Genomic DNA, 26,108 nt, shown 5'->3' with positions numbered 1-26,108 from the left:
AGTTTGCAACAAGGGGTTATATTAATACAACCCCTTGTTGGTGTACTGACTCATTAAGCCACAATACTGAGACAGTAAAGCTTAATCCCAGTTCAATATAACTTTACCTGACTGGCCTGAGCGCATTGCATCGAAGCCTTTCTGGAAATCATCAATACTAAAGTGATGAGTAATGATGGGTGACAAATCTAAGCCTGATTGGATTAAGCTTGCCATTTTGTACCAAGTTTCGAACATTTCACGGCCATAAATGCCTTTGATGATCAAACCTTTAAAAATGATTTTGCTCCAGTCGATGGCCATCTCGCCGCCAGGAATACCTAGCATGGCAATTTTACCGCCGTGGTTCATGGTGTCTAACATCGCGTGGAATGCCGATGGTACGCCTGACATTTCTAAACCGACGTCGAAGCCTTCTGTCATGCCAAGTTCTTTCATAACATCTTTAAGGTTTTCTGTTGCGACGTTAACCGCGCGAGTCGCACCCATTTTTCGGGCAAGATCAAGTCGGTATTCATTTACATCAGTAATCACAACATGACGAGCGCCGACGTGTTTACAAACCGCAGCAGCCATAATACCAATAGGACCCGCACCGGTAATCAACACATCTTCGCCGACTAAATCAAACGATAATGCAGTATGTACAGCATTACCAAATGGATCGAATATAGCCGCTAAATCATCTGGAATATCCGCAGGAATTTTGAATGCGTTAAACGCTGGTAACACTAAATATTCGGCAAACGCACCGTCGCGATTCACACCAACGCCTGAAGTGTTACGGCATAAGTGGGTACGACCAGCACGACAGTTACGACAATAACCACAAGTGATGTGACCTTCTCCAGATACACGATCGCCAATACTAAACCCACGTACTTCCTGGCCAACATCGACCACTTCGCCGACATATTCATGGCCGGCAATCATCGGAACTGGAATGGTTTTTTGTGACCATTCATCCCAGTTGTAGATATGTACGTCAGTACCACAAATCGCTGTTTTACGAATTTTAATTAGCAGGTCGTTGTGACCCATTTCTGGTTTTGGTGCATCGACCATCCAGATGCCTTCTTCAGGCTTTAACTTACTTAATGCTTTCATGTTGATGACCTATTTTTAGTCTGAGCTATCGTTAACCACTGTTACGCGATGCTGTTATTAATCTATGCTTCTATTAACCTATGCTTTTATTAGTCAAGTTAGCTTAGATAATGCCCATATCTTTACCAATACGGGTAAAGGCACCGATAGCATGATCAAGTTGCTCGCGAGTGTGCGCAGCAGACATTTGGGTACGAATACGTGCTTGGCCTTTTGGTACCACTGGGAATGAAAAGCCAACTACGTAAATATGCTCTTGTAATAAACGGTTAGCAAAGTCGCCGGCCAATTTAGCATCGCCAATCATGACTGGAATAATGGCATGGTCTGCACCACCTAAGGTGAACCCAACCGCAGACATTTGCTCACGGAAATAACGACTGTTTTCCGATACTGCTTCACGCAAGTCTTGACCTGTTTTTAGCATTTCAAGCACCCGGATAGACGCACTAACAATAGAAGGCGCTAATGAGTTTGAAAATAGGTAAGGGCGAGAGCGTTGACGTAACCACTCAACGACTTCTTTTTTCGCTGCAGTAAAACCACCCGATGCGCCGCCTAATGCTTTACCTAAGGTACCGGTAATGATATCGACTCTGTCCATCACGTCACAATATTCGTGGGTTCCACGACCATTTTGACCGATAAAGCCTACTGCATGAGAGTCATCGACCATCACCAATGCGCCGTACTTATCTGCGAGATCACACACACCTTGAAGGTTAGCGATTACGCCGTCCATTGAGAACACACCGTCAGTGGCGATCAAAATGTTGCGTGCACCAGCAGCTTGAGCTGCAATGAGCTGAGTTTCTAAGTCGGCCATGTCATTGTTGGCATAACGGAAACGCTTAGCTTTACATAAACGCACACCATCAATAATTGAAGCATGGTTTAGCGCGTCGGACACAATAGCGTCCTCGGCATCTAATAAGGTTTCAAAAAGACCCGCATTAGCGTCGAAGCAAGACGAGTACAAAATGGTGTCTTCCATACCTAAAAAAGCACTTAGGCTAGCTTCTAATTGCTTATGAATGTCTTGAGTACCACAAATGAATCGTACCGATGCCATACCAAAACCGTGACTGTCTAAACCGGCTTTTGCGGCTTTGATAAGTTCAGGATGATTGGCTAAACCTAAATAGTTATTGGCGCAGAAGTTAATCACTTCTTCACTGTTAACTTGAATAGCTGTTTGCTGAGCGGAAGCAATGACGCGCTCACTTTTGTATAAACCATCGGCTTTTACATCGACAATTTGCTGATTAATTCGGTCGTAAAAAGAGGTAGATGCCACCTGTGTTCTCCTAAATATGGTTATTATGCTTATCCAAATCACGCAGTAAAACACCGCGATAAATGACAGGGTGTTTTGGAGTTATTGGCATTCTAACCTTTATTTTTGCCGCTCTACAGCGTTTTTTTTAGTCGTCAGACCAACATGAGTTAGATTAGGGGTATCGACTTATTCACATTAAAAAAACTAATCATTAACATGGTTGGTGACTGGATATAAAAGGTGGGTGATAACCCTAAGTTAATCCGCTAATAACTGATTCAATTGTAGTTGGTTATTGGCGGATTGGAAATTCTGTAATCGATGCGAGGTAAACGAAATACTTAGCTTATGTTTGCGCGACGCTATGGCGTTCTTGGCTGGCTATGTCTAAGTAGTGTTGCTCTAAACGACAAAATGTTGCGCTTGAAGTGGGAGTAGAGTAAGCCTGAAAAATCATCAAGACTCTTAATAGTCCATCGTATAGCGTGGCTTTAGTGATGGTTGATGTACTCGATTGAGTTAATTGGTAGCTAATCCAGAAACTGACCATCATTTTAATGGTGTCGGCAAGCGCGGTTACTTTATTATCATCGACGTCTAGGAAACCGTCTTTTTTGAGTTTGCGCAGTACATCACTTGAGCGAGTCAGTACTTGTTGTTGAGCATGTAAGTAGCGTTTCTTTAGCGCATCATCACGGCTTAAAATATCGGCTAAGTTGGCATACATAAACCTAAACTGCCATAAGGTATAGAACATGGCATCAAAATAACCCATTAATAATTCAATCGTAATAGGCACATCATCATAAGGCTTAAAGCCTGACTCTAAATGACTTTCATATAGACTAAAAATTGAATTAATAATGTCTTCCTTATTGCGAAAGTGGTAGTACAAATTGCCCGGACTAATGCCTAAATGCGCTGCAATATGGTTGGTGGTAATACTACGCTCACCGTGTTCATTGAATAGTTCTAAGCTGGCAAAAATGATTTTATCGCGGGTTTTCATGTGATTTCCATATTCATTATTGACTTATTGTCGCTCAAATAATTCGTTAAGCCGACTTAATATGAGTATGTTAACATTGTGCTTATCTGACAAGCAAAAATCGATGACCCATCTTACATGAACCGTATTGTTTATTCTTTGTTCCTATATTTGTTGTTTCCGCTGGTGATTCTTTATTTAGCATTTCGTGCCATAAAAAGTGTCGACTATCGTAGCCGTTGGTCTGAACGTTTCGGTTTTGCTAAGTTAACCAAAACGGATGTGTTGATCCACAGTGTGTCGATGGGAGAAACGTTAGCGGCGATTCCGTTGATTAAGCAGCTGATGACTGCGCACCCAGATTATGCTTTTACCGTTACTACAACCAGCCCAACAGGGTCTGCTGAAGTGACTAAAGCATTTGGCGATACAGTCCAGCATTGCTATTTACCGTTTGATTTTTCATATGCAATTAAACATTTTTTACGCCAATTACAGCCCAAAGTGTGCATTATCATGGAGACCGAGTTGTGGCCAAACTTAGTCCACTTTGCAGAGCAGCAACAAGTGACTCTGATTTTAGCCAATGCACGCTTATCGCAAAAGTCCGCTGATAAATACGCTAAAAAGCGTCGTTTGGCTGTGCCGATGTTAAACAAACTCAACTTGATTACCGTACAAACTAAAGCTGAAGCCGAACGGTTTATTACCCTGGGAGTGACTCGTCAGCGCATACATGTGTGTGGCAGTTTAAAGTTTGATCTCACTATTGATCCCATCAAAAAACAGCAAGCCAACACGCTTCGAGCCAAGTGGGATCGGGTTAATTCACCTATTTGGGTTGCAGGGAGTGTTCACCCCGGCGAGTTTGAGGCCATTTTGAGCGCCCATAAACAGCTACTAGCTTGTTTCCCGAATGCATTATTGATTATGGCGCCCCGACATCCTGAGCAATTTAATTTAGCGGCTATTACCATTACCCAATCTGGATTGACGTTAGCTAGACGCAGTATGAATGATGAAGTTAACAGCCAGACTCAAGTGTTACTTGGTGACACTATGGGGGAGCTAGTGATGCTATACGGTACAGCGGATCAGGCATTTGTTGGCGGGACACTGATTAATAATGGTGGTCATAACCCGCTTGAACCTGCTGCCATGGGGCTACCTGTATATGTCGGCCCCAACCATTGGGATTTTGCTGAAATCACCCAGTTACTTGCCGATGCTGGTGCATTAATCTGTATTAGCTCTGCAGATGAATTGGCGCAAGAATTACAAAATAAGTTTACCAATAGCCATATGTATCAATCCGCGTCCTTTGCTGGATTAGCAGTCGTTGAGCAAAATCGGGGCGCGCTTTTAAAGCAGTTTACCCTCATTAACGAGCTCATCGTGTAACATTTTTCTGTCAGTCATTTGAACATAAACGTATAAAAATAGACGCTCATTAGCGTCTATTTTTATCACCACCCCATACCAGAGTTAGCTTTAGATTGGGTTGATGCTTTGATAACCGGCAAGTAATTGCTGCCAATGCTGTTGACTAAATTGCAGCGTAGTCAGTTTAGCGTTCTCTTTGTTAAAAGAACGTAGCAAGCGGTCTAAATTGGCCTGTTGCCATGTAGGCTGTGGTGTGCGTAATTCACCTCTATCAAAGTCAATTAAATAGAATTTTCCGTGTGCAAGTAAGATGTTTTTGGCATTTAAATCGGCGTGATATACCCCACGTTGATGAAATTTGGCAATGGTTTCGCCTAGTAAATACCATTGCGATTCTGTCATTGGGTTATGGCTTAAGTAAGCCACTAAATCATTTGCACCAGCAACATGTTCAATAATTATATCGGCTCGATACCATAAACCAAAACGTTCAACATTCGCCGCAATAGGGCGTGGTACCGCAAATCCTTCTTGATACAAAACTTCAAGAATCGCTAACTCTGCTACAGCACGGGTTCGTTGTAGGCCGGTATAGAAGTAGGCATCACGGCTGAATTTTTCCATCATTCCACCGCGCCAATAATGGCGTAACACCCATGTTTGCGGGCTGTCCGAGTTTTCGGTTTTGACAAACCATGTGGTGTAACGGCCTTTGGACTGACCCACCACTGCATTTTTTTCTCGCCAACCATCAACCGCGAAGTCTTGCGGTGCTAAGTGTTGGGCAGTGGTTTCACACCATGCAATATGGCCAAGTTGGGTGTTTTTTATTTGCATCTAATTATCAATAGCATTGGTTAGATTGTGGATCGAAATAACATTATACCTTAAGATCACTAACTTGCCTTCACCGCCTTAATTCTTCACTCAAGCATATTGGATAATCAATGAAAGCTGACTTTAGTGCGATACGTTCATTATGTTTACTGCGTTTGTCTGCCATTGGTGATGTTTGCCACGCAGTAGCAATGGTGCAGGCTATTCAAAAACAGTATCCAGACCTGAGTATTACGTGGATTATTGGTAAGGTTGAATATCAATTACTTAAGCATTTGCCTGGGATCCAGTTTGTTATTTTCGATAAGTCCAAGGGCTGGCATAGCTATGTTCAGTTACGTCGTGATTTACAAGGTCAACGTTTTGATGTGCTGCTGCATATGCAAGTTGCACTTCGTGCGACCATAGCCTCATTAGTGATCAAGGCGCGGGTTCGGGTCGGGTTTGATAAGGCTAGAGCCAAAGAAGGTCAGTGGTTGGTGACCAATCACGCCGTTGAGCCATTGGCGACACCGCATGTGTTAGACGGTTTTATGGGCTTTGCTAAAGCCATTGGTGTAGAAGACTTAACTCCTCGCTGGAATATTCCTGTACCACAAGCCGACACCGACTTTGCCAAACAACTGGTGGGCGATGATAAAGTCATGGTGATTTGCGCAGCAGCCAGTAAGGCCGAACGTAACTGGCTGCCAGAGCGTTACGCTGCCGTTGCTGATTATGCTATTACGCAGGGATTCAGAGTAATGTTGTGCGGTGGCCCAACAGCGTTAGAAAAAAATCTAGCGGATGTGATTCAATCTCATAGCCAACAGCCATTGGACAACCAAGTAGGCAAGACATCTTTGACTCAGCTACTTGCAGTGTTAAAACAAGCCAAGCTAGTGCTCGCACCTGACACCGGACCTTTGCATATGGCTGTTACTCAAGGTACGCCAGTGATTGGTCTATATGCTCACTCAAACCCAGGGCGAACTGGACCTTACCTTTATCGCCAGTACACTGTCAGTGTTTACCCACAAGTGATCGCCAAGCAATTTGATGCACCTGTTAAATGGGGCACGCGTGCTAAAGGTGAGCATTTAATGGTGATGATAGAAGTTGATCAGGTAAAGGCTCAGTTTGATCAATTCATTAACCAGTAAAAAGCTCGCCTTGAAGCGAGCTGTCATTATCTGAATTAGGATTTAATATTTATACTTGCCACGGAATAAACCAAATATCGCACTCAAAAGTGCTACAGGTAACTTTGTTTTTCGATGTTGTTTGAGTATGTACCAATTCCAAGCTTGTTTTTTATACTCAAGAATTTGTTCATTTGTTAATGTATCGTTGAACATATCGCAGAAATCGATGATGTATTTCAATTCTCTCATCGGGATATCTTGGCGATAACCTCTACCTGAATAATGAATGAAATCTGCTTTTTGATAATCATCATGTCCTAAAAGCTGCATACGATTAAAGTTAGCTTCCACACCTATGCTTTTTATATTATCTCTCCTGATGAGATAGTTAATATAGGTTTGGTCGTAAAATTTAACGTTGTTACAAATGGCCTGCATTGCTTCAATATTGGCTTTATCAAATAGTCCGGTTTCTTTAGATAGCAAAAACATCCCAGAGTTGTAATAAACTATTTTATTGTCTTCTTTTGGCCAGTCGACCTCGCCTAAGATATTATTAATTTGCACCGCTTGCTCACCGCGATCGCGATGAGCCCCTTCATTGAACATATAAACCGTATCAAGGTCAGAATATAGTTCAAATATATCTCGTGCCCATGGTGTCACGATAATATCTGCGTCTAGATACAGTACTCGATCATATTCTTTGAGTATCTCTGAAATATATAGCTTTTCAGACCATGCCGGGCTGGAGTCAAATTTAGGGTTACTGACATGGATTTTATAATGCAGTTGATCTGAAACGATGACATCAGCCCCAATTCTTTTACCATAAGCTTTAAAGCTGGCAATGGCAGCGCGATACATTGGGTTATCGCCAATAGCGAGTGTAAAAATAGCCTTCTTCATCCGTTCACCTTGCGTATATTTATGTATTGGGTGTTAAGTCTTTAACCGAGAGAGTTCATTTTTTTATATTGTTGGAATACTCGGTCAACGCTGATGTCTTCAATGTGGCCCCTACCTTCTGTTGCATACATGACATGCGATACCTCACTTTCTGGTGGTGCCCAATAAGGCTTTTTCTCACGCATCATCGCTAATAAAGGGCGTTGAGCTGCAAAAGCAAAGTGCAATATTGCCGTATCGACTGTTATCACAAAATCGGAGTGTGCAATGAGTGATGGTAGTTCAAAAAAATGTTCGTTAACGGTGAAAACAGCCGTTTGCGTATTTGTTCGAGCTGTAAATTCTTCAGTTTCAATACTAACAGAGTCAAAGTTTTCTTGAGTGACATTAATAATGAAACGTTGGCTAGAATCAATTGCCGATATTTTTTCAATGAGGGAGAATAATTGTGATAATTTCCAATCTTTTTTCTCATTGGTTGATAAGTGATTTAAAAATATGAGTTTCCCTTGTTTTTCTGGGTCACTAAATTTGGAGTTTAACCACGACTGAGTAATGGGTTCAATTGCGTCCGGGGTCTTTAACGTCGGCATTAATTGCTCGGAAGTTAAGGTAAGTCCCAAAACTTCACTAAATATCATATTGTATCTGTCAGTAATGTGGTGCGACTTAGGTAAGTTACTCTCATCTAAAATAAAAGTATGGTCTGAATGGCGAAAAAATATCTTGTTTAACCATCCAAATGAAGCACTTTTAGGGATGCTCGACACGATAAACGCTTTGTCGTTTATGCTGCGAGCGATTTGTGAATATTGTCGACTTTTACTGACAGAATGACAAAAAATAATGTCATACTTACGCAGTTTGGCTTGCTCCACATGGCTTTGCATTGCTAATTTTGAATCAGTGCAGCCGTAAGTGAGCTTAAAGGCACCCTCTGTATCCATCCATTGTTGCAAAATTTTGCTTCTAGATAAGCGCCAGCTATCACTATTACAACGAATATCATCTAACCATATGTCGATTTCAATATGAGAATATTGCTTTTTTAAAGCGATAAGAAAGGTTTTTAAGTAAAGAAAGTCACCTAACGCAACTGGCGAAATAAACAGTAAGCGTTGACATGTTTGCAATTGCTTTATAGACACTATTGGCATATGAATAGACAGCTTTGTTGATAGTTATACTTGAAATAATACCTTGAAAAGAGGGCTTTTTGAATCAATACCTTGAGAAAAGCTAATAGATGTATTGATTTCATTTGATATCAGATTGGTCGGTTGAGAGGATTAGATGTAAATTGAGGCGTGTTATCATTTATACTAGTGCTCTTTGCAAATTCTGATGCGGAATTATTAATAGGAATTGACTTGCGATGATTTGTTTTGATGTTTTACATCCCTATTATTTACCACAATACTTTCCTGTCGCTGCAGAGCTACAGAAGCGTTCGGTTCCTGTGACATATGTTATCTACAAGAGTGTTGATCAGCAGTCGGTATTGGAAGCGCTTGTAAGTAAGCATCAGCTAAATGTTGTCTGGGTTAATGATGAATCAGAAGCGCTTGAATTTTATTTGTTGAACAAGCCTCAATGGGTTGTGTTCGGTAATGCATTTGCTTCAGCGTCACGATTAAAAGGGATCAGTCAGACTGCTTTGATGCAGCATGGTGTCGGGCCAAAGTCGGTATATTATACTGTTTCAAAAGGCGATATTGAAGTTCGCTTTGTGGAAGGGCAATATCGTTTAAAGCGATTACAGGAGATGTTTCCTGAAAAAGTGTTCATTGATACTGGTTATGCCAAGCTAGATCCAATTATCCAAGGAGATGAACAGGGTTTAGACTTAGCTTCTTTAGGATTAGATACTAATAAAAAAACCTTGTTATATGCGCCGACATTTTACCCAAGCAGCATTGAAGAAATGGCTAAAAATTGGCCATCTCAATTTTCTGAATATAATATATTGCTCAAACCACATTATTTTTCATTGAGTAAATCAAATTATAAAAAACAAAAAGCGCTGCTAACTCACTGGGCTAGTTTCGACAATGTTTATTTAGCGCCTGCTGAAGAAGCAAATTTATTACCTTTCATGGTCTCTGCTGATGTATTAATTAGCGATGCTTCATCTGCCTTATTTGAATTTGCCGCATTAAATAAACCTGTTGTATGGTGTGATTTTTATCACTTACGTTGGTCTTATCGTGGGATTTTTAAATTCAGGTTTAAGAATCGTGTCGATCAAGATTTATACCGCTACGCAGACATTGCTGCGCACGCCAGAACATATAAAGAATTAAAGCAAGTTGTTGATCAACAGATAGCACATCCAGAGTTGTTTGCGCCTCAACGGACGCAATATACGGCAGAGCTAGTGGGTGTTGTTGATGGCCTTTGTAGCCAACGAATTACTGACTATTTATTAGAATAAGGATTTAGATGAACATTATTACATTCGGTACTTTTGACATGTTTCATATTGGTCATTTAAATATTTTAGAAAGAGCGAAAGAGTTAGGCGGTAAGTTAGTTGTTGGGGTGTCATCTGATGCTCTTAATTTTAGTAAAAAACAACGAAACCCTATTTGCGATGAAATCGATCGAATGAGAATTGTCGCGGCTCTATCCTGTGTAGATCAAGTTTTTCTTGAAGAGTCATTAGAGCTTAAAGCCGAGTACATTCAAAAGTATCAAGCTGATTACTTAGTGATGGGGGATGATTGGGAGGGACGTTTTGATCATCTATCTCATCTATGTAAAGTGGTGTATTTACCAAGAACCCCTGCGATTTCAACAACAATGTTAATTGAGATCGTTAAAGAAATTAGATAGTGAGTTAATCATTTCTATGAAACAGAAACATGCTATGGATAAAAACGCCATAGCATGTTGCTGTTAAGCTAGTTTTCGCTTCATAAGAGCTATAAACCGTTATTGACCAATAAAATGTTGGGTTTTAAGCCAATCTAAATATTCAGGTACGGCTTGCTCAACTGTTTTAAACTCAGCTTGGTAACCAGCCGCTCTTAATTGAGTTAAATCAGCTTGGGTATAACTCTGATAAGCGCCTTTCAATTTGTCTGGGAAAGGAATGTATTCAATATGCCCTTTACCATGATAAGCAATGACAGCATTGGCTACATCATTAAAGCTCTGCGCTTGGCCTGTTCCGCAGTTATATATGCCTGATACGGATGGGTTCTGCCATAGCCATAAATTGACGTTAACCACATCTTCGACAAACACAAAGTCACGAAGTTGCTGACCATTTTCATAACCATCAACACCTTCAAACAAACGACACACGCCATTGGCGTTAATTTGGTTGTTAAAGTGGAATGCCACACTGGCCATGCCGCCTTTGTGTTGTTCACGCGGACCATAGACGTTGAAATAACGTAATCCTGCCACTTGGCCAGTGAGTTTTTGCTGTCTTACATATTGATCAAATAAGAACTTAGAGTAAGCGTAGACATTGAGCGGTTTTTCGAGTTCGCGTTGCTCAATAAACTTTTCGCTGCCACCATAGACAGATGCAGAAGAGGCGTAAATAAATTGGCAGTTATTAGCTTGGCTGTAATGCAATAATGTTTTTGAATACTCGTAGTTATTGGCCATCATAAACTTGCCATCCCACTCGGTGGTCGATGAGCAAGCGCCTTGATGGAAAATGACTTCAAGTTTGTTATCAAAATCGCCCGCTTTGATTTGCTTGATGAAATCATCTTTATCAAGATAATCAGCAATTTCACAATCGGCTAAATTGAACATCTGGGTGCCGTCAGTTAAGTCGTCTACCGCAATAATGTCATTTCGGCCCATGGCATTAAGTTGTTTTACTAAATTACTACCAATAAACCCGGCTGCGCCTGTCACAACTATCATATTCGTATTTCCATTATTGTTGCTCGCGATGAGCTAATTTAACACACTGCGACAATCTAAGATTGTTCGTTCAAAAAGTCGGCTATTTCATTCGATACCTGATCAAAATTGATTAATGCCATATTACGACCCGTTCTTTTTCCTACGGGAGGCGTATAAGCAAATCGTTTGCTTGGTTCAGATAATGTTCCCCACCTAATATGAGGTGTTGAGCGTCTTCCTGCGTAAAATCCAACAGTAGGCACATTATGTAAGCCCGCGATATGCAGAGGCCCTGTTGAGCCGGCAATAAACATGTCTGCTGCTACCAATGATTCGGAAAAATCAATCAAACGGTCTAACGGCTTAGCCAGCGATATTTTAATTGAGGTATTGGCCAGTAACGTTTGAATTTCTTTTGCTAGCTCCAGTTCACTTCCGTTAAATGTTAAAATAAAATGGCATGCTGATTGAGTTTGTTGATCAACATTTATCATTAACTGAACTAGCTTTTCTACAGGTACGCAACCAGAAGAGCCACCGGTACCTGGATGAATAAAAATTAGCTTTTCGTTGGTTAACTTTTGGTAGTGTTGTTGCCAATATTCTTTGCGATCACTCATATCCCAAAATCTATCAGGTAGTTTAGGAATGGCATAACCGTGGTGAGTTAAGAAGTGCTCTACAAGCATACACGCACCTCGCCAGCAGCCTTCACTGTTTAAGTATTCATTGCTTGCTCGATGTTTATATAAATATTGATACCAATTATGTTTAGGTACTAATTTATATGGAATATTGCTTTTGCTAAGAATTTTATAAATTCGAAATTCTGACAACAGAATGATTACAGCATCGTAATGTTGCTTCGCAATTTGCTCAGCAATGTCTGTATCATCTTTTGAGTCGATAATAGTGTTGTCTACATATGGACAGGCTTCAGCAAAGGACTTAACAACCGGTGCGACAAATACATCAATAGTCGCTTCGGGCATTGCTTTTCTGAGTAAATAAAGTGCTGGCCATGTCAGTACAAAATCGCCAATTTTATCGTGTTTGATGACTAAGATTTTTTTCATATGACTGTCTGAAAGATAAAATATTAACTTAATTCCATCAGATGATGGGGCTTATTGTATTGTGACTTTTAACGATTTTCTCAACGACCATGATGATTGGCGCAAGAGCTGTCACAGAGTATATCAACTCAAGACCGTTTGTTCATCGTTTGCATGCGGAATTGTATCAAGGGTTAACAAATATCGGTTGCTATTGTTAACTAATCTAGCCATTGTGATGAATTTTTTGACAACAAGCTAAAGCCAGAATATTAATGATATACTCCCAAACCTCTCACTGTAAAAATGGTGAAATGCATGTGAGTGCAAGGACGCAAAACAACCACGGTTTTCTTAAGGGTTGTTTTCAATTTATTCAATGGATTAAATCAAATGTCACTAGTAAAAGTAACCTAACGGTAGCATCAACCATTTTATTCAGCAGATGTCGCCATTACTGAATATTCTAGGGTTAAATATCAGTAGTTGAACATGATTAAATTGGGTGTTTGGGTTAGTAATATATGAAATGTAAAGTTTTTCTCATTAATTTAGATAACAGTACTGAACGATTTACGTTCATGGATGAGCAGCTAAAACAATTAGGTATCGAATACCAACGTATTTCCGCCGTATACGGTAAGGATTTGCACGATATCGATATTGCGAAAGTGTATGATCCGCAAACAAACCTTCAAAAATACGACAAAAAGCTTAATTTGGGTGAAATTGGCTGCTACCTAAGCCATGTCCAATGTTGGCAAATGATTATTGAACAACAGTTAGATTACGCTTTAATTCTTGAGGATGACTCAATCCTAGATCCTGCGTTAATGACGGTGATACAACACATTAATAATCTTTCTGCTGATTGGGATTACATTAAATTGTGTCACGGGCGTAAGCCCAAAGGTATTGTAAAATCGATTGTGCTTGATGAGCGCTTTAGTTTATCCACATGTTTAAAGTTACCAGCTTCAACCCGCGGCCAATGCGTGTCATTTGCTGGAGCACAAAAATTATTAGCAACGGCATACCCTATTGCCCGTCCTGTTGATATTGATATTCAATTTTGGTTCGAAAAACAATTACGTTGCTTTGTTGTAAGACCTTTTCCTGTGATTGGAACCGATTTAGACAGTGATATTAATCGACAAGGTAGACGTACTCATGTTGAACGTCATCATTTATTGCGTATTTGGCAAAAAGTGAAGTTCGAGCTGAAATTGTTGAAACATAAACAACATCTGCCATCACTTCCTAGATTCAACAGCAATAAACCATAGTGATTTTACAAGGTAAGTAATCTGAACTTTAGATAATTTACCACCATAATTGTGTTTTATACCGCTAGCCTAGTTGGTTCCATTTAATAGTAATTGATTCACTTCTGAGGAGGATGAATTAATTTGCTTTGTTATCAAGGTTTGGACTCACATGCAGGTTTTTCTGGAATACTGAATTTGAAAAAATGCTGAATTTTTTCTTCATTTCTTATTCTGAGTTCTGGTGAAAGAAGGGTAGTGATTGCTTTTTGTATTTTAATGGGGACGATGTGAAGTTATTCATATCGCCCCTCATTGGCATTTATTTTGTTGTAGAAGGCTTATTTAGCCAAGGTGCTCGGGCATCAGTACCGCCATATAATTCAAATTTACGTCCCAACTTTTGGCCACCATCACGAGTTAATGGCTGCCAAGCAAGATTTCCGCGATTAGTTACTGGCGTAGGTAATATGGCATCAAACGGGATCGAGATATAAAATCCTTTGGTGAAACTACCTTCGCCGAATTGATCAGCAGACAAGTTTGTCTTAGAGGCGAATGCACCCACAATTACCCCACTATCAAATTGCTTAGAAAAATCTACAGTAACACCGCGATCTTCTGCTAAGTATTGACCATAGCTAACCTTAAGTAGTACATCATCGAACCAGCTTGGTTGATAATATACGCTAGCATGACCAGTGAATGTACCTGTTTGGGCACGGTAAAAACGTCCTGAGTCAGGATCAAAGTTTATTTCTTGATCAAAGAACCCGAAAAGATTATCTGGGTCGCGTTGTTTCACGTAGTTTACATCTACCCCAAATGCCCATTCACTGTTCATCGGTCTGTATAGTACTTCGCCACCAACACCACCAAACATCATTTCTAGATAACCTACATACGCTTGGGCATAGATATTTTCACTGAGTTTATCTAACCAAGTTAGTTGTAGATTATCAACACGAACTGGATTATCTGATACGTATTGTCGGACCAAAGTTCTGACACGTTTTAAGTCAGTACCATCTGGTGGTGTTTCATATTTAAATTGGTCGTAGTTATCAAACAAGTTGATATAAATAGAGCTACTTACTTCTAAATTGTCTGTTAACCAACGGCCTGCAGATCCGTTGATACCTAAGTTAAAGAGGTAAAAATTTTCTGAACCACCAAAAGATTGAGCTAGTTTTGGCGCAAAGCCATAGTTCCATTGGTCAGGCGTTTCCCAATCGGGTTTTTCAGTAGGTAGAGTGGGTTCGATTACTTTAGTGCTATCTTCAATATTTGCATTAATGTAGTTATACTGAACAGCATCTTTAAATTTCTGAGCATCAATATCTGTTTCAGTTGTAGGTAAATGTGCAGTATTTTCAATAATTTTGAAGGTCTTGGCGCTAGGAAACTGATTCACTAAAATACGTCCAGCCTGATTGTGTGCGTATTTTCTGTCACGATATTTTGTTTGAGTTGCTACTACGGTGACTTCATCATTTTTGATGTAAATCTTGGCGCCTTTGTATCCTGCATCATAAGCCAGTCGTTTATTTAATTCTGGTAAATCAACTTTGCGATCGGCTATATCAGGTTTATCTTTAATAGCTTGCTTTGGTGTGTCACGCCAGTTCGATTTTAAGGAATTAAAATTAGTCGCTAAACTAAAGCCTAATGTCCAGGTGTTACCGCGTTCATAACTCAACTTAAAGTCGCCCCAGTTACTCACTTTATACAATAAACCATAGTTTATTGGGCTACTTTGTTTAAGTTCATTACCAGTACGTAAAGCGGCAAAGTCAGACTTATAATCATTACCATCGTACTCAACCTTTATACGTAAAGGATCCCAAGGCGTTTGATATTCTATACCAGCGAAAACTGCACTACAGCCTTTAAACCAACGTTCAAAGTCAACATTGCCGCCTTTGCCTTTGTAGCCGGTATTTCGATTACAATCGACAGATGACGATTTGTTAGCGTCGGTTAAATTACCGCGGTTACCTATATAACCCCAACCCATACCAATAGTTGCATCGAACGGACCAAATCCTTTGGTCATAGCAATATATTCGCTATCGAATAAGCCGGTACCGCCGATATCTCGTACGCCGATAGACGTTTCAGGTACCCAATAGCTTTCTTCTAGTAAGCGCAGTTTTACGTCGATACCTTTGTCGGTGTAATAAGTATCACCACTAAATTCAGGGTCATTACTGTAAAGCACATCAGGAACTTGAGTGTAACGAATAGTGGTTTCTAACCAAGGGAAAAGTTGGATTGATAATGCACCGTGATAATAATCTTCGTTAAAAGTGGCGTTAACACTAAACTCACCTTCAGCGGCCATTCTACCTGTAGGCATTTGAATCAGACCTACACCGCCAAAGTCATATTGGGAAGGAGTAACTTTCTGTTTAGATAACTCATCACCTAGGGCTTTTTCGGATACAAGTACACTGCTAAACATAAAAGGAATGGCGAAAAGGTAACTAACATTCTGCTTGACATTGCTCATGGTTAACGTATCCAATATTTTAATAATTCAATCACTTGTTGATTTAATACTTGTTCATTTTCTTGAGCACCTTGAAATTCAAGGTAAATAATTGCCCCCGGCGCAATATCAATATGGTGATTATTCCAATAGGCTATTGGGTAATGTTCAACTTTTCCATCAGGTTGAATTAACCATGCAAAACTGTTGTTTGAATCATCTATTGGTAAAGCCCAATCGAGGTATTTCGTTGCATTTTGCCTGACTCGAAACGGTTGTTTGCCATTTTTCTCTACTGCACCTAATACCATTACATATCCAGGTTTGGTTGGTAATGAGAATAAATAGTGTCCTGAAATAAGTGGATTTAGTTCTTCTTTAAGTCTTGCTGAGTCAAAGTCCAAAATAATTGCTTCACGTTTTGCGAATTCATTAACCGTTATCCAATCTGATAATGCTTTTATTGCTTGAATATTTTTTGGCTTATTTTTATTGGAATCTTGGTTACTTAGTAAATGTAAAACTTGTTGTTGCTGGTTTTCTACTGCCGTGGCGGCGGATAGGTCATAAAGTCCGGCAGATGACCAATAGATAGGTTGTGGCTGGATGTCATTTTGAGAAACTAATTTACTAATGTTTGCCAAACTGTCTTCAACAACTTGCACCAATCGTACAGGTTGTGAATATTCAAGCGTTAATGTTCTTGTTGCTGTTGTTGATTGTGTGACGGTAATTGTTGTTTCAGCGCTGACACTCCGAGCAAGAAAAATTAATAAAAACGGTAGTAATCTAATAAACAGCGTCATTTTATATCCTCAAATGTATAAGGCTTTAACAGCGTGATATCAATATAAGGGAGATTGGGAGCAATTTTTTGGTTGCTTTTAAAGACCACTCCAGAAGTGGCATCAATCCAAAACTGGTTGTTGTATTCGATACCTAATTTGGGAATAAATACATGTTCATCAAACCTTTTCAATAGCATGGGACTCTCATTGATGATTACGGTCTCATCAGCAATAAAGGTAAAGGTTGATTGCTGTTTGTAACTAAAATGGTAACCGGGTTGCCAATCAATGGTACTTTGCCATTGCATTGGTGTGCTGGTTAAATGAAGTCCTAATGAAATTGGATCGATTTGTTCGCTGCTAAGAGTGATAAGGTTGCCATCAAACAAATTGACTGTTTTCAGTAAGCGACCGTTGCGAGTAACGAGCATCGCAGCATCAGATGATACCCACTTTAATTCAGCATTTTTTTTTGAAAATGGCGTAGCAGGGATTGTCTGTGGTGCTTCAGCAAAAGCAAGTAATACATAGGCTTGAGAAGACTTATTTACTCTGACGTAGATACTGGCATATGGACTACTTTCAATTTTACTTGCTGAAATGACCGAGTCAGGCGGTCCGATAATACTTTCTTTAACCATATCAGCAATTTGGGATGAAGTGTTACTGCAACCAGATAAGGTGATCAAAGAGATAACAAATAGAGTTTTGCTATTTAAAATAAAAGGCATACTAGCTCAATTCCTTAAGCTTTATAATATTTATGGAAAATAAAAAAAGCACATTAAAAATGTGCTTTTTTATTTTACTAACGACTTTAGTTTGTAACTGAAGTTGTAGTAGTGCCTGTACCAGTGCTCGTTGTTGTTGTACCAGTGCCAGTACCAGTACCTGTGCCATTCTCAGAATTACTATCATTCACAGACACAGCAACTACGCTAACAATAACTCCAGTAGCAACAGCAATACCACCTACAGCTACAGCACCTAAGCCACCAGCACCAGCACCAGCGCCAGCGCCAGTACCAGTACCTGCAGTTTCTTCAGCCGCTTGAGCTGAACTAACCATTAATAAAGCAGTTGTTAACGCTATAGCTAATTTTTTCATATTCAAAGTATTCCCGTAAAATATCCAAACAAACCTATGATAGATTAGCATACAATCAATTCACTTCCATATTAAATTCGATATTATTGGTTAATAAATATTCAATGATGTTGAGATAGTAATTTACTGGATTTCAATTTTTTACAAAAAATGTTTAATTAATTGTTGATGACAAGTGTGTTGAGACATAATAAGCAGATAAAATCACTGAAAACTAATCAAAATGGCATTATTATGCACAGAAGAGCTATTTATCCTGGTACGTTTGACCCAGTGACCAATGGTCATGCCGATTTAATTGAACGTGCAGCACGCTTATTCAAGCACGTGATTATCGGTATAGCGTCAAATCCTTCTAAGCAACCTCGCTTTTCTCTTGAAGAGCGTGTCGCTCAAGTCAATTTAGTTACTGCACATTTAGATAATGTTGAAGTTGTTGGCTTTACTGGTCTATTAGTTGATTTTGCTAAAGAGCAACATGCTAGTGTCTTGGTGCGTGGATTGCGAGCGGTATCTGATTTCGAATACGAGTTTCAGTTGGCAAATATGAATCGCCGTTTGAGCCCTGATCTTGAAAGTGTGTTTTTAACCCCAGCGGAAGAAAATTCATTTATTTCGTCAACGTTAGTCAAGGAGGTCGCATTACATGGGGGGGATGTAAGTCAATTCGTTCATCCACAGATCGCAGCTGCATTGAAACAGAAAGTGGCACAAATTCAAGCCGAAAATAAAGGTAAGTAGTCGTATGATAAAGGGATTTAGTTTGATCAAGGTTGCCGTCACGCTTGGCTTAAGTACTATGATTATCACAGCGGATAGTGCTCAAGCCGCACCATGGGTAGATACCTCCGATATCTATTTGCGTGCAGATATTCAAGCGTTAGCTGATGCCGGAGTGATTAGTGCACCTATTAATACATTCCCATTAATGTGGTCTGGTATTGGGACTGATTTGGCTCAAACTGAACCTGCTTTGTTAACGCCTGATTTAGTTGATGCTTTTGCACGAGTTAATTTTTACTACCAAAATGCTGTTGGTAATCGTGGTAACACCAGTATAAAAGTGGCTGCCGCATCTGATGAGGCACGCTTTCAACATTTTGGCTCAGATTATCGTGAAAAGGGCCAGTTACAAGGCTCACATGAATACACTGGAGAGCGATTTTCTTATAAGATTTCTGCATCGGCAAATTATAACCCTGCGGACGACGAGGAAATCCGTTTAGATGATTCTTATATTGCGGTAGTGCTAGGCAATTGGATTGTCACAGCTGGCAGCGTCGGCCAATGGTGGGGACCTGGATTTGATTCCTCACTCCATAAATCAAATAATGCTCGCCCAATGCCATCTTTAATGGTCAGTCGTAATAATTCTCAAGCATTTGAAACGCCTTGGTTATCATGGTTTGGTGATTGGAATTTAACTGCTGGTGTGAGTATGACGGAGAAAGATCGGTATATTCCTAATGTGCTGCTGTGGAGTCTACGAGGGGCAATTAAGCCACTTAAGCAGTTAGAAATTGGCTTATCGTGGACCACACAGTTTTGCGGTGAAGGCCAAGAATGTAGCTTCAATACCGCAGTTAAATCCATTACTGGTCAGCGTGATTGTCGAGCGGATACAGGTCAAGGTGAAGGTTGTTCAAACTATGGTAACCAGATGGCGGGCTTTGATGTCCGTTATGCAGATACCTGGTTTGACGTACCTGTGGGCTTATATCTGGAACGAACCTGTGAGGATTCGACAGGCCAACCGTGGGAGATAACTGATTGTGCTAAAATGGTCGGTGTAGATACGCGTTTTAATCTTGCCAAACAACAATATAAGTTATTTTTCGAATACAGCGACACTCTGGTTTATTGCCTTAAAAATGAAGCTGATACTAGCTCTAACTGTTTTTATGAACATGACACCTACCTCAGTGGCTCACGTTATTATGGTCGTGCTTTTGGCAGTACCTACGACAGTGACGCTAATGTGTATGTTTTAGGATTAATAGGCCTATTTGATAATAGTCATGGTTTTACCTCTATTCTCCGTTATGCTCAACTGAATAAAGACGGTGTTAATCGCGGTGGTGTTTGGGCTCCACAGCCATTGAAAGAAGATATCATGATGCTGGAATTGTCATATCGTTTGCCTATGTTTAACGGCATGTTGACCTTAGGTGGCAGTGTGGCTAATTCAGAGTTCGAAGTACAAGATGATGATACTCAAGGCACTGTTTTTTCGACTTACGAATATAAGTTTTAAGCCTTATGGTTGATTAACCCGAGTTGAGGTTGATGATATGAGGGAGCCCAATGGCTCCCTTTTTTATGTGTAAATTGACATGCGATTTAGGCGTTATTTATCCGACTAACGCTGTTGGCATAAACCACAAAAAACCGTGGTACGTTGGCCCAGTTTTATCTCACTTAATAAATTGCCACAGGCTGTACAGGTTTTGCCGCCACGGCCATAAACATGCAGCTTTTGGGCAAAATAACCTGGCTTACCGTCTGCATTAGTAAAGTCTTTTAATGTTGTTCCGCCTTGTTCAATGGCGTGTGCCAAAATTTGTTTAACTTCACTGACAAGAATCGTTAACCGTTCTAAATCAATGCTTCCTGCCGCGGCTTCGGGGTGGATCCCGGCAGCAAATAAAGCTTCGTTGGCGTAAATATTACCGGCTCCAACCACGATGTGATTATCCATTAAGCACAGCTTAATCGCCTTTTTCTTGCCAGCAAGTGCTGCTTGTAATTGTAATGGCGTGAAATGAGGACTTAGTGGTTCTGGGCCAAGCTTTGATAGCAGTGGATGGGCTTCTTCTGGTAATTCATACCATAACCAAGCACCAAAGCGACGTGGATCGTTAAATCGCAACATGCGGCCATTTTCGAGTACTAAATCAATATGGTCATGTTTTTCGATTGGGGTATTGCGCGGTAAAATACGTAAGCTACCTGACATGCCTAAATGCACTATTGTCATTCCTGCATTGGTATCAATGAGTAAGTATTTCGCTCGTCTGCGGACATTGGTAATACGCTGACCAACAATGTTTTGAGCAATAGCCGGCACAGGCCAACGAAGCGAGGCATTGCGCACAATCAATTCACTTACCGTTTGTTCAATAAGGTATGGACTGATCCCTAGGCGGGTTACTTCAACTTCTGGTAATTCAGGCATAATGACTCATTATTTTGGTTGAGGAGGTATGGTTAATATAGGTTGTAACCCGGCCCGTAAACTCGGCGGTACTAGATACCAATTTTGACTGGACGATTGTAACAAGCCTTCATTTGGAAAGTAGCGCCATAATTGTGTTGTTTGCATATTATCGATAGCAATAGACAGTGTTTGCTCTTTAAGGCTATGTTCCGGCTGATTTTTTAATGGTGATACACTAATATTTTGCCATGATAAAGCCCATTGCTGACAATTGAGCACCTGCGAATGACACTGCCACTGTCCGTCTTGTTGACTTAACCAAATACCATCAAGTTGTAATTGTTTCAACGGCAGCTGCAGGTCAAATAAAGGCACGGTATCATCCGGGACATTGGCGGTTTTGTCATTGATAAAAGACAACACCGCAATCATAAATACACTGGCACCAATAATAATATAGTTCCAACTTTTACGTGACAGAGCCATAAATCACCTTAATGTGGATAAAAAATATCTCAAACTGGTAATGTAACGCGCAAGTTTGAAGTGGCAAATCATGGCATAAGTGTACCATTGACGATAGCAAAAACAATTAGCCGCCAGTGGCATTCATAAAGCGTAATATTTGTGGCGCAGCGTTGAGGTTAAAGTGGTGAGATTGCGGCTTGTATTGCATTCCATCGGTAATGGCTTGTTTAAGGCGTTCAATATCGGCGGGGAATTGTCGCACAATTGATTTTAAATCAATGGCATTGTCATTACCTAAGCACAAGAGTAATTGCCCTTCAACAGTCACTCTTACGCGATTACATTCATGACAAAAGTCATTGCTGTGTGGCGATATAAATCCGATACGAATCGTGCTGTCGGCCATCTTTACATATCGAGAGGGGCCGCCTGTGCGTTTAGATGAAGCGATTAAGGGATAGCGCGTTTCTATAATGTTTCGGATTTCGTCACTTGAGCAATGACGGTGACGATGGCGATCATCCATGAGTCCAATTGGCATTTCTTCAATAAAAGCAATATCGAGTTGGCGTTGGCGACAGAACTCAACTAAATCTAATACTTCATGATCGTTTTGCCCGCGTAGAATGACCGCATTGATTTTGATGTTACGAAAGCCAGCCGCTATTGCGGCATCAATGCCAGCGATGACACGCTCCAGTTTACCGTTACGTGTTAGCTGCGCAAACACATCGGGGTTTAAGGTATCAAGGCTGATATTCAATCGGCTAAGACCATTATCAAACAGTGGCTGCGCCAACTTAGATAACCGAGACCCATTAGTGGTCATAGAGAGTTCTTCAAGACCAGGCAATTGCTTTAACAATTTGACCAGTTTGTCACAGTCGGATCGCACTAGTGGCTCGCCACCAGTGAGGCGTATTTTTTTTACCCCAAGCTCTGTAAAAGCTTGGGCTATCCACGATAATTCTTCCAAACTAAGAACATGTGATTTAGGTAAAAAAGTCGGATCTTCACTCATGCAATATACACAGCGAAAATCGCAACGATCGGTTACCGATAAGCGTAAATAATCTACTTTTCGCTGAAAGCTGTCGATAAGTTGGCTCATATCAGCACTTACAGTAAATCAGCAAAGGGTTGAATAAACACAGACTCGCCAGCAGGTATGCTGGCAGTATCATCACCAATAACAATTAAACAATTAGCGCTGACCATTGAGCTGAGCATGCCAGACCCTTGCGCACCCGTGGTACTTACCTTGATTCTGCCATCTGACCCAATAGCATAAATACCGCGTAAAAATTCAGTACGCCCCGTTTTACTGCGTAATGCATGCTGTGCAATGGCAGGAATAAACTGAGGTTGCCAGTGAAGTTCGCCAGCTAATTTACGGATAGCAGGTTGCACAAACTGTAAAAATGCCACCATAACCGCCACAGGGTTTCCCGGTAAGCCAAAAAATAGGCTTTGGTCAATATTCCCTACCGCGAGAGGGCGACCTGGTCGCATGTTAATTCGCCAAAATTGAGTGTTGCCCACATTGGCGAGTGCCGTTTTAATGTAATCAGCATTACCCACCGATACGCCGCCAGAGCTGATGACGATATCTGCTTGCTCTGCCGCACTGCGTAACGTCGCGGTGAGTATGTGTTCATCATCTTCAATAATGCCTAAATCGATAACCTGACAACCGAGCTTTTTAGCCATCGATAATACGGTATAGCGATTTGAGTCATAGATGCAGTTTGGTTTGAGTGTTTGTCCTGGTTGGCTGACTTCATCGCCAGTTGAAAATACCGCGACGGTAGGGCGTTTAAATAAAGGTAGTCGATCAAATCCAAGTGATGCTAATAGACCTAGTTCAGCGGCACCTAAACGTTTTCCTGCCGCTAAAGCGACGTCACCGCTAGCAATATCTTCACCTGCTAGACGTACATGCTGACCTTTAACGATGTGCTCATGTTCAAAAAGGGTTAACAGGTTATCTTGTTCGTTTGCTAGCTCTCGTGGCTGAATGGTGTCAGCGCCTTTTGGCACTGTTGCTCCGGTCATAATGCGCACGGCTTCGCCGTCTTGCAGCATATTGGAGTAATGATGTCCTGCTAATACTTCTGCCACGATTTTAAGAGGTTTATTAGATAAGTTACTAAACGCAAAGGCATAACCGTCCATTGCTGAGTTAGTTTGTTGAGGTACGTTTATTTCAGAAATAATATCATGTGCCAGTACGCGATTATCAATATCGAAAAGACTGACTAATTCTGTGTCCACAATGGGGGTCACTTGGCTTAATACCGCCGCAACGCCTTGGGATACACTAATACCGTGTTGACTGTTTGCCGTATCGTCCATTTGTGTCGCTTTGCTCGCATCAATCGGCAAGTTGACCTCTTCTGTCTGCCAATTTTGTTGATAGTGTTGTACAAAATCAGCAATTTGCGCCACGTTGTTTAAATCTAAGCGCGTTAATGAATCTGGTACTGTGGTTTCATCACAACAGGCAATCGCAACGATATTGTCATCATGTATATGAATCAAAGGTTTATTATGTGCTGCACGGTGTAATTCAATTTTAGGTAATGCCAGTTTTTTAAAGCCTTCTACCAGTACGATATCGACTTTGTCTGCTTCAATTTGACGCAGTAAATGTTGTAATTGTGGGTCGTCATCAACAGGATCTTCAGTCATTAATGCCCAGCGTACATGAGACGCTACCAATACTTGCCTTGCCCCAGCTTTGCGCATTTCGAAACTGTCTTTACCCGGAACATCAACATCAAAATTATGATGTGCGTGCTTAATAACGGCTAAACGTAAACCGCGTTCAATTAAGGCCGGAATAAGCTGTTTAAGTAGAGTGGTTTTACCTGTGCCACTGTATGCACAAAATCCCAAAACGGGAATGGACAATGGATTAGAAAATAATGCTGTCATGAAGTACCTCTACTGAATTACTTGGCAATTTGCGTTGCTAACTGCTGTTTTTGTTCTGGTGTATTAATGTTAACGAATGCATTGGGTTGGTCAGAAAAACTTTCTACTGCCACTTTATGTTGGCGATACCAAAAATCAATTTTGCGCTCTCCCGCATCTAAAAAAGCCTGCATCGATGCTGCCAGATGTGGTTTTAGCAATAACACTACGGGTTGTTCATATTCACCATCACTAGCAACAGCAAGGTCGGCTTGTTGTTGCTCTAAAGCAGCTAATAACCTTGCGGTTAAGTCGGTTGGCAGCATAGGACAGTCACAAGGGACCACAAGTAAATAATCAGCTTGAGTCTGTTTTAAGGCGGTAACCATTCCAGCTAAAGGGCCTAAATAACCGCTGTCTTGATCGCTGAAAACGGTGTAACCCCATTGCTCATATTGAGCTTGGTTTCGATTTGCGTTAATCAGGATCTGATCCACTTGAGTCGACAGCTTATTAATGGTATGACAAATCATCGCTTGGCCATTGAGATCCACTAAGCCTTTGTCATTGCCGCCCATTCGTCTTGCCATGCCGCCAGCTAAAATCACCGCATCAATTTGTGGTGCCATAATGTAATTCCGTTGTGTGGGTATCATGTAAATCATCTGTTTGGGGTACATGAATACTGGTATGAATTGTGCGTTGCTTTATATGCCAATGTTGTTGACACAACGCGGTCAGGCCACAAGTTTGATGACTGCTAATTAGCAGTCCTGTGCCGTCTTGTTTGAGTTGATTAATCATCGCGAGCACTAAGCGCTGTGAGTGTTTATCCATATTCGAAATCGGTTCATCAAGCATTAATAGTTTAGGTTGCGCAATCCAAGCTCTGGCAATGGCAAGACGTTGTCTCTCGCCACCCGATAGATCACTAGCATTATGATTCAGTAAATCGGTGAGTTGAGCCATATGAATGGCCTGTTGGATCCGTTTTTTACGTTGTTCAGGCGCTAAAGCCCGCTGATCCAAGGCGTAGGTTAAGTTGTACTTTACTGTGCCTTCAAAAAGATAAGGATGTTGATGTAAATAAACCGCTTTACCTAAAAGAGATGACGGTCGCCACCACGTTTGAGGCGCAAATCCTTGGCTGGTGATCTGGCCTTGGTTTGGTTTAATTAATCCAGCGAGGAGTTTCATTAAGGTCGATTTACCCGAGCCATTGTCACCTTGCAGGTAAATGACATCACCTTGGCTAAAATGTAAATCAGTTGCGCTAAAGAGTCTCTGCTGATTAAAGGTTACCAGTAGGTTAGTTGCATGAATACTGGCCAAAGAGGTGTCTGAGTCATGTGATAATGTCATT

25 protein-coding genes are annotated in these 26,108 nt (G+C 40.8%); 7 read left to right on the top strand and 18 right to left on the bottom strand.

All coding sequences use genetic code 11. The features are described from left to right. Positions 1-81: 81 nt before the first annotated feature. The 3 genes from tdh to GUY17_RS20325 form a co-directional block, all read right to left on the bottom strand. Positions 82-1,107: an L-threonine 3-dehydrogenase gene (gene tdh, locus GUY17_RS20335; protein WP_101088609.1), complete on the bottom strand. Its 1,026-nt coding sequence runs from the start codon at positions 1,105-1,107 to the stop codon at positions 82-84. A 103-nt stretch (positions 1,108-1,210) separates the two neighbouring features. Next, complete coding sequence (locus GUY17_RS20330; RefSeq protein WP_162024167.1) at positions 1,211-2,404, bottom strand: glycine C-acetyltransferase; 1,194 nt, start codon at positions 2,402-2,404, stop codon at positions 1,211-1,213. Between the two features lie 328 nt (positions 2,405-2,732). After that, positions 2,733-3,395, bottom strand: a complete 663-nt coding sequence (locus GUY17_RS20325; protein WP_059747035.1) for a TetR/AcrR family transcriptional regulator — start codon at positions 3,393-3,395, stop codon at positions 2,733-2,735. A gap of 117 nt (positions 3,396-3,512) precedes the next feature. On the opposite strand from GUY17_RS20325, the gene waaA reads away from it, so the two are divergent. Continuing rightward, positions 3,513-4,775 carry a lipid IV(A) 3-deoxy-D-manno-octulosonic acid transferase gene (gene waaA, locus GUY17_RS20320; RefSeq protein WP_162024166.1) on the top strand — a complete coding sequence of 421 codons (1,263 nt, stop codon included), beginning with the start codon at positions 3,513-3,515 and terminating at the stop codon, positions 4,773-4,775. Between the two features lie 90 nt (positions 4,776-4,865). On the opposite strand, the gene GUY17_RS20315 is transcribed toward waaA, so the two are convergent. After that, the gene (locus GUY17_RS20315; RefSeq protein ID WP_162024165.1) at positions 4,866-5,594 is read right to left on the bottom strand and encodes a 3-deoxy-D-manno-octulosonic acid kinase; all 729 of its coding nucleotides are present in this window, start codon (positions 5,592-5,594) and stop codon (positions 4,866-4,868) included. A 110-nt stretch (positions 5,595-5,704) separates the two neighbouring features. On the opposite strand from GUY17_RS20315, the gene GUY17_RS20310 reads away from it, so the two are divergent. Then, positions 5,705-6,736 (top strand): glycosyltransferase family 9 protein, encoded by a 1,032-nt coding sequence (locus GUY17_RS20310; protein ID WP_162024164.1) that lies wholly within the window; start codon positions 5,705-5,707, stop codon positions 6,734-6,736. Positions 6,737-6,778: 42 nt separating this feature from the next. On the opposite strand, the gene GUY17_RS20305 is transcribed toward GUY17_RS20310, so the two are convergent. After that, positions 6,779-7,627: a glycosyltransferase gene (locus GUY17_RS20305; RefSeq protein ID WP_162024163.1), complete on the bottom strand. Its 849-nt coding sequence runs from the start codon at positions 7,625-7,627 to the stop codon at positions 6,779-6,781. Between the two features lie 41 nt (positions 7,628-7,668). Continuing rightward, positions 7,669-8,784, bottom strand: a complete 1,116-nt coding sequence (locus GUY17_RS20300; protein ID WP_162024162.1) for a glycosyltransferase family 9 protein — start codon at positions 8,782-8,784, stop codon at positions 7,669-7,671. Between the two features lie 218 nt (positions 8,785-9,002). Here GUY17_RS20300 and GUY17_RS20295 point away from each other — a divergent pair, with 218 nt between their 5' ends. Further along, positions 9,003-10,061: a CDP-glycerol glycerophosphotransferase family protein gene (locus tag GUY17_RS20295; protein ID WP_162024161.1), complete on the top strand. Its 1,059-nt coding sequence runs from the start codon at positions 9,003-9,005 to the stop codon at positions 10,059-10,061. An 8-nt stretch (positions 10,062-10,069) separates the two neighbouring features. Then, positions 10,070-10,462, top strand: a complete 393-nt coding sequence (locus GUY17_RS20290; protein WP_011639339.1) for an adenylyltransferase/cytidyltransferase family protein — start codon at positions 10,070-10,072, stop codon at positions 10,460-10,462. A gap of 99 nt (positions 10,463-10,561) precedes the next feature. On the opposite strand, the gene rfaD is transcribed toward GUY17_RS20290, so the two are convergent. Continuing rightward, positions 10,562-11,515, bottom strand: coding sequence for an ADP-glyceromanno-heptose 6-epimerase (gene rfaD, locus GUY17_RS20285; protein WP_162024160.1), 954 nt, complete (start codon positions 11,513-11,515; stop codon positions 10,562-10,564). A 56-nt stretch (positions 11,516-11,571) separates the two neighbouring features. Next, a complete protein-coding gene (locus GUY17_RS20280) occupies positions 11,572-12,573 on the bottom strand; it encodes a glycosyltransferase family 9 protein (RefSeq protein WP_162024159.1) in 1,002 nt (333 codons plus the stop codon). A gap of 503 nt (positions 12,574-13,076) precedes the next feature. Between GUY17_RS20280 and GUY17_RS20275 the strand changes: the two genes are divergently transcribed. Continuing rightward, the gene (locus tag GUY17_RS20275) at positions 13,077-13,838 is read left to right on the top strand and encodes a glycosyltransferase family 25 protein (RefSeq protein ID WP_162024158.1); all 762 of its coding nucleotides are present in this window, start codon (positions 13,077-13,079) and stop codon (positions 13,836-13,838) included. A 301-nt stretch (positions 13,839-14,139) separates the two neighbouring features. On the opposite strand, the gene GUY17_RS20270 is transcribed toward GUY17_RS20275, so the two are convergent. The 4 genes from GUY17_RS20270 to GUY17_RS20255 all read right to left on the bottom strand — a co-directional run bounded on the left by GUY17_RS20270 (position 14,140) and on the right by GUY17_RS20255 (position 18,204). Beyond that, positions 14,140-16,281: a YjbH domain-containing protein gene (locus GUY17_RS20270; protein WP_162024431.1), complete on the bottom strand. Its 2,142-nt coding sequence runs from the start codon at positions 16,279-16,281 to the stop codon at positions 14,140-14,142. Positions 16,282-16,331: 50 nt separating this feature from the next. Further along, on the bottom strand, positions 16,332-17,114 hold the full coding sequence (locus tag GUY17_RS20265) for a capsule biosynthesis GfcC family protein (protein WP_162024157.1): 783 nt from the start codon (positions 17,112-17,114) through the stop codon (positions 16,332-16,334). Continuing rightward, positions 17,111-17,827 carry a YjbF family lipoprotein gene (locus GUY17_RS20260; RefSeq protein WP_162024156.1) on the bottom strand — a complete coding sequence of 239 codons (717 nt, stop codon included), beginning with the start codon at positions 17,825-17,827 and terminating at the stop codon, positions 17,111-17,113. The genes GUY17_RS20265 and GUY17_RS20260 overlap by 4 nt, the downstream gene beginning before the upstream one ends. An 86-nt stretch (positions 17,828-17,913) precedes the next feature. Next, positions 17,914-18,204 carry a hypothetical protein gene (locus GUY17_RS20255; RefSeq protein WP_162024155.1) on the bottom strand — a complete coding sequence of 97 codons (291 nt, stop codon included), beginning with the start codon at positions 18,202-18,204 and terminating at the stop codon, positions 17,914-17,916. 234 nt (positions 18,205-18,438) lie between these two features. Here GUY17_RS20255 and coaD point away from each other — a divergent pair, with 234 nt between their 5' ends. Both coaD and GUY17_RS20245 read left to right on the top strand, forming a co-directional pair. Then, positions 18,439-18,945, top strand: coding sequence for a pantetheine-phosphate adenylyltransferase (gene coaD, locus GUY17_RS20250; RefSeq protein ID WP_101088596.1), 507 nt, complete (start codon positions 18,439-18,441; stop codon positions 18,943-18,945). Between the two features lie 58 nt (positions 18,946-19,003). Beyond that, positions 19,004-20,458, top strand: a complete 1,455-nt coding sequence (locus GUY17_RS20245) for a capsule assembly Wzi family protein (RefSeq protein ID WP_254439945.1) — start codon at positions 19,004-19,006, stop codon at positions 20,456-20,458. Positions 20,459-20,563: 105 nt separating this feature from the next. Here the strand turns inward: GUY17_RS20245 and mutM are convergent, their stop codons facing one another. From mutM to GUY17_RS20215, 6 genes are all read right to left on the bottom strand, one after another. Then, on the bottom strand, positions 20,564-21,379 hold the full coding sequence (gene mutM / locus GUY17_RS20240) for a bifunctional DNA-formamidopyrimidine glycosylase/DNA-(apurinic or apyrimidinic site) lyase (protein WP_101088594.1): 816 nt from the start codon (positions 21,377-21,379) through the stop codon (positions 20,564-20,566). Positions 21,380-21,388: 9 nt separating this feature from the next. After that, positions 21,389-21,847 (bottom strand): hypothetical protein, encoded by a 459-nt coding sequence (locus tag GUY17_RS20235; protein ID WP_162024153.1) that lies wholly within the window; start codon positions 21,845-21,847, stop codon positions 21,389-21,391. A 106-nt stretch (positions 21,848-21,953) separates the two neighbouring features. Continuing rightward, positions 21,954-22,940 carry a GTP 3',8-cyclase MoaA gene (gene moaA / locus GUY17_RS20230; RefSeq protein ID WP_162024152.1) on the bottom strand — a complete coding sequence of 329 codons (987 nt, stop codon included), beginning with the start codon at positions 22,938-22,940 and terminating at the stop codon, positions 21,954-21,956. Between the two features lie 8 nt (positions 22,941-22,948). After that, a complete protein-coding gene (locus tag GUY17_RS20225; protein WP_162024151.1) occupies positions 22,949-24,766 on the bottom strand; it encodes a bifunctional molybdopterin-guanine dinucleotide biosynthesis adaptor protein MobB/molybdopterin molybdotransferase MoeA in 1,818 nt (605 codons plus the stop codon). Positions 24,767-24,783: 17 nt separating this feature from the next. Continuing rightward, the gene (gene mobA, locus GUY17_RS20220; RefSeq protein ID WP_162024150.1) at positions 24,784-25,374 is read right to left on the bottom strand and encodes a molybdenum cofactor guanylyltransferase MobA; all 591 of its coding nucleotides are present in this window, start codon (positions 25,372-25,374) and stop codon (positions 24,784-24,786) included. After that, positions 25,358-26,107, bottom strand: coding sequence for an energy-coupling factor ABC transporter ATP-binding protein (locus tag GUY17_RS20215; RefSeq protein WP_101088590.1), 750 nt, complete (start codon positions 26,105-26,107; stop codon positions 25,358-25,360). The genes mobA and GUY17_RS20215 overlap by 17 nt, the downstream gene beginning before the upstream one ends. Position 26,108 lies beyond the last annotated feature (1 nt).

Source organism: Shewanella sp. Arc9-LZ, assembly GCF_010092445.1.
GTDB lineage: Bacteria > Pseudomonadota > Gammaproteobacteria > Enterobacterales > Shewanellaceae > Shewanella.
This window is presented reverse-complemented; position numbering and strand designations above follow the sequence as displayed.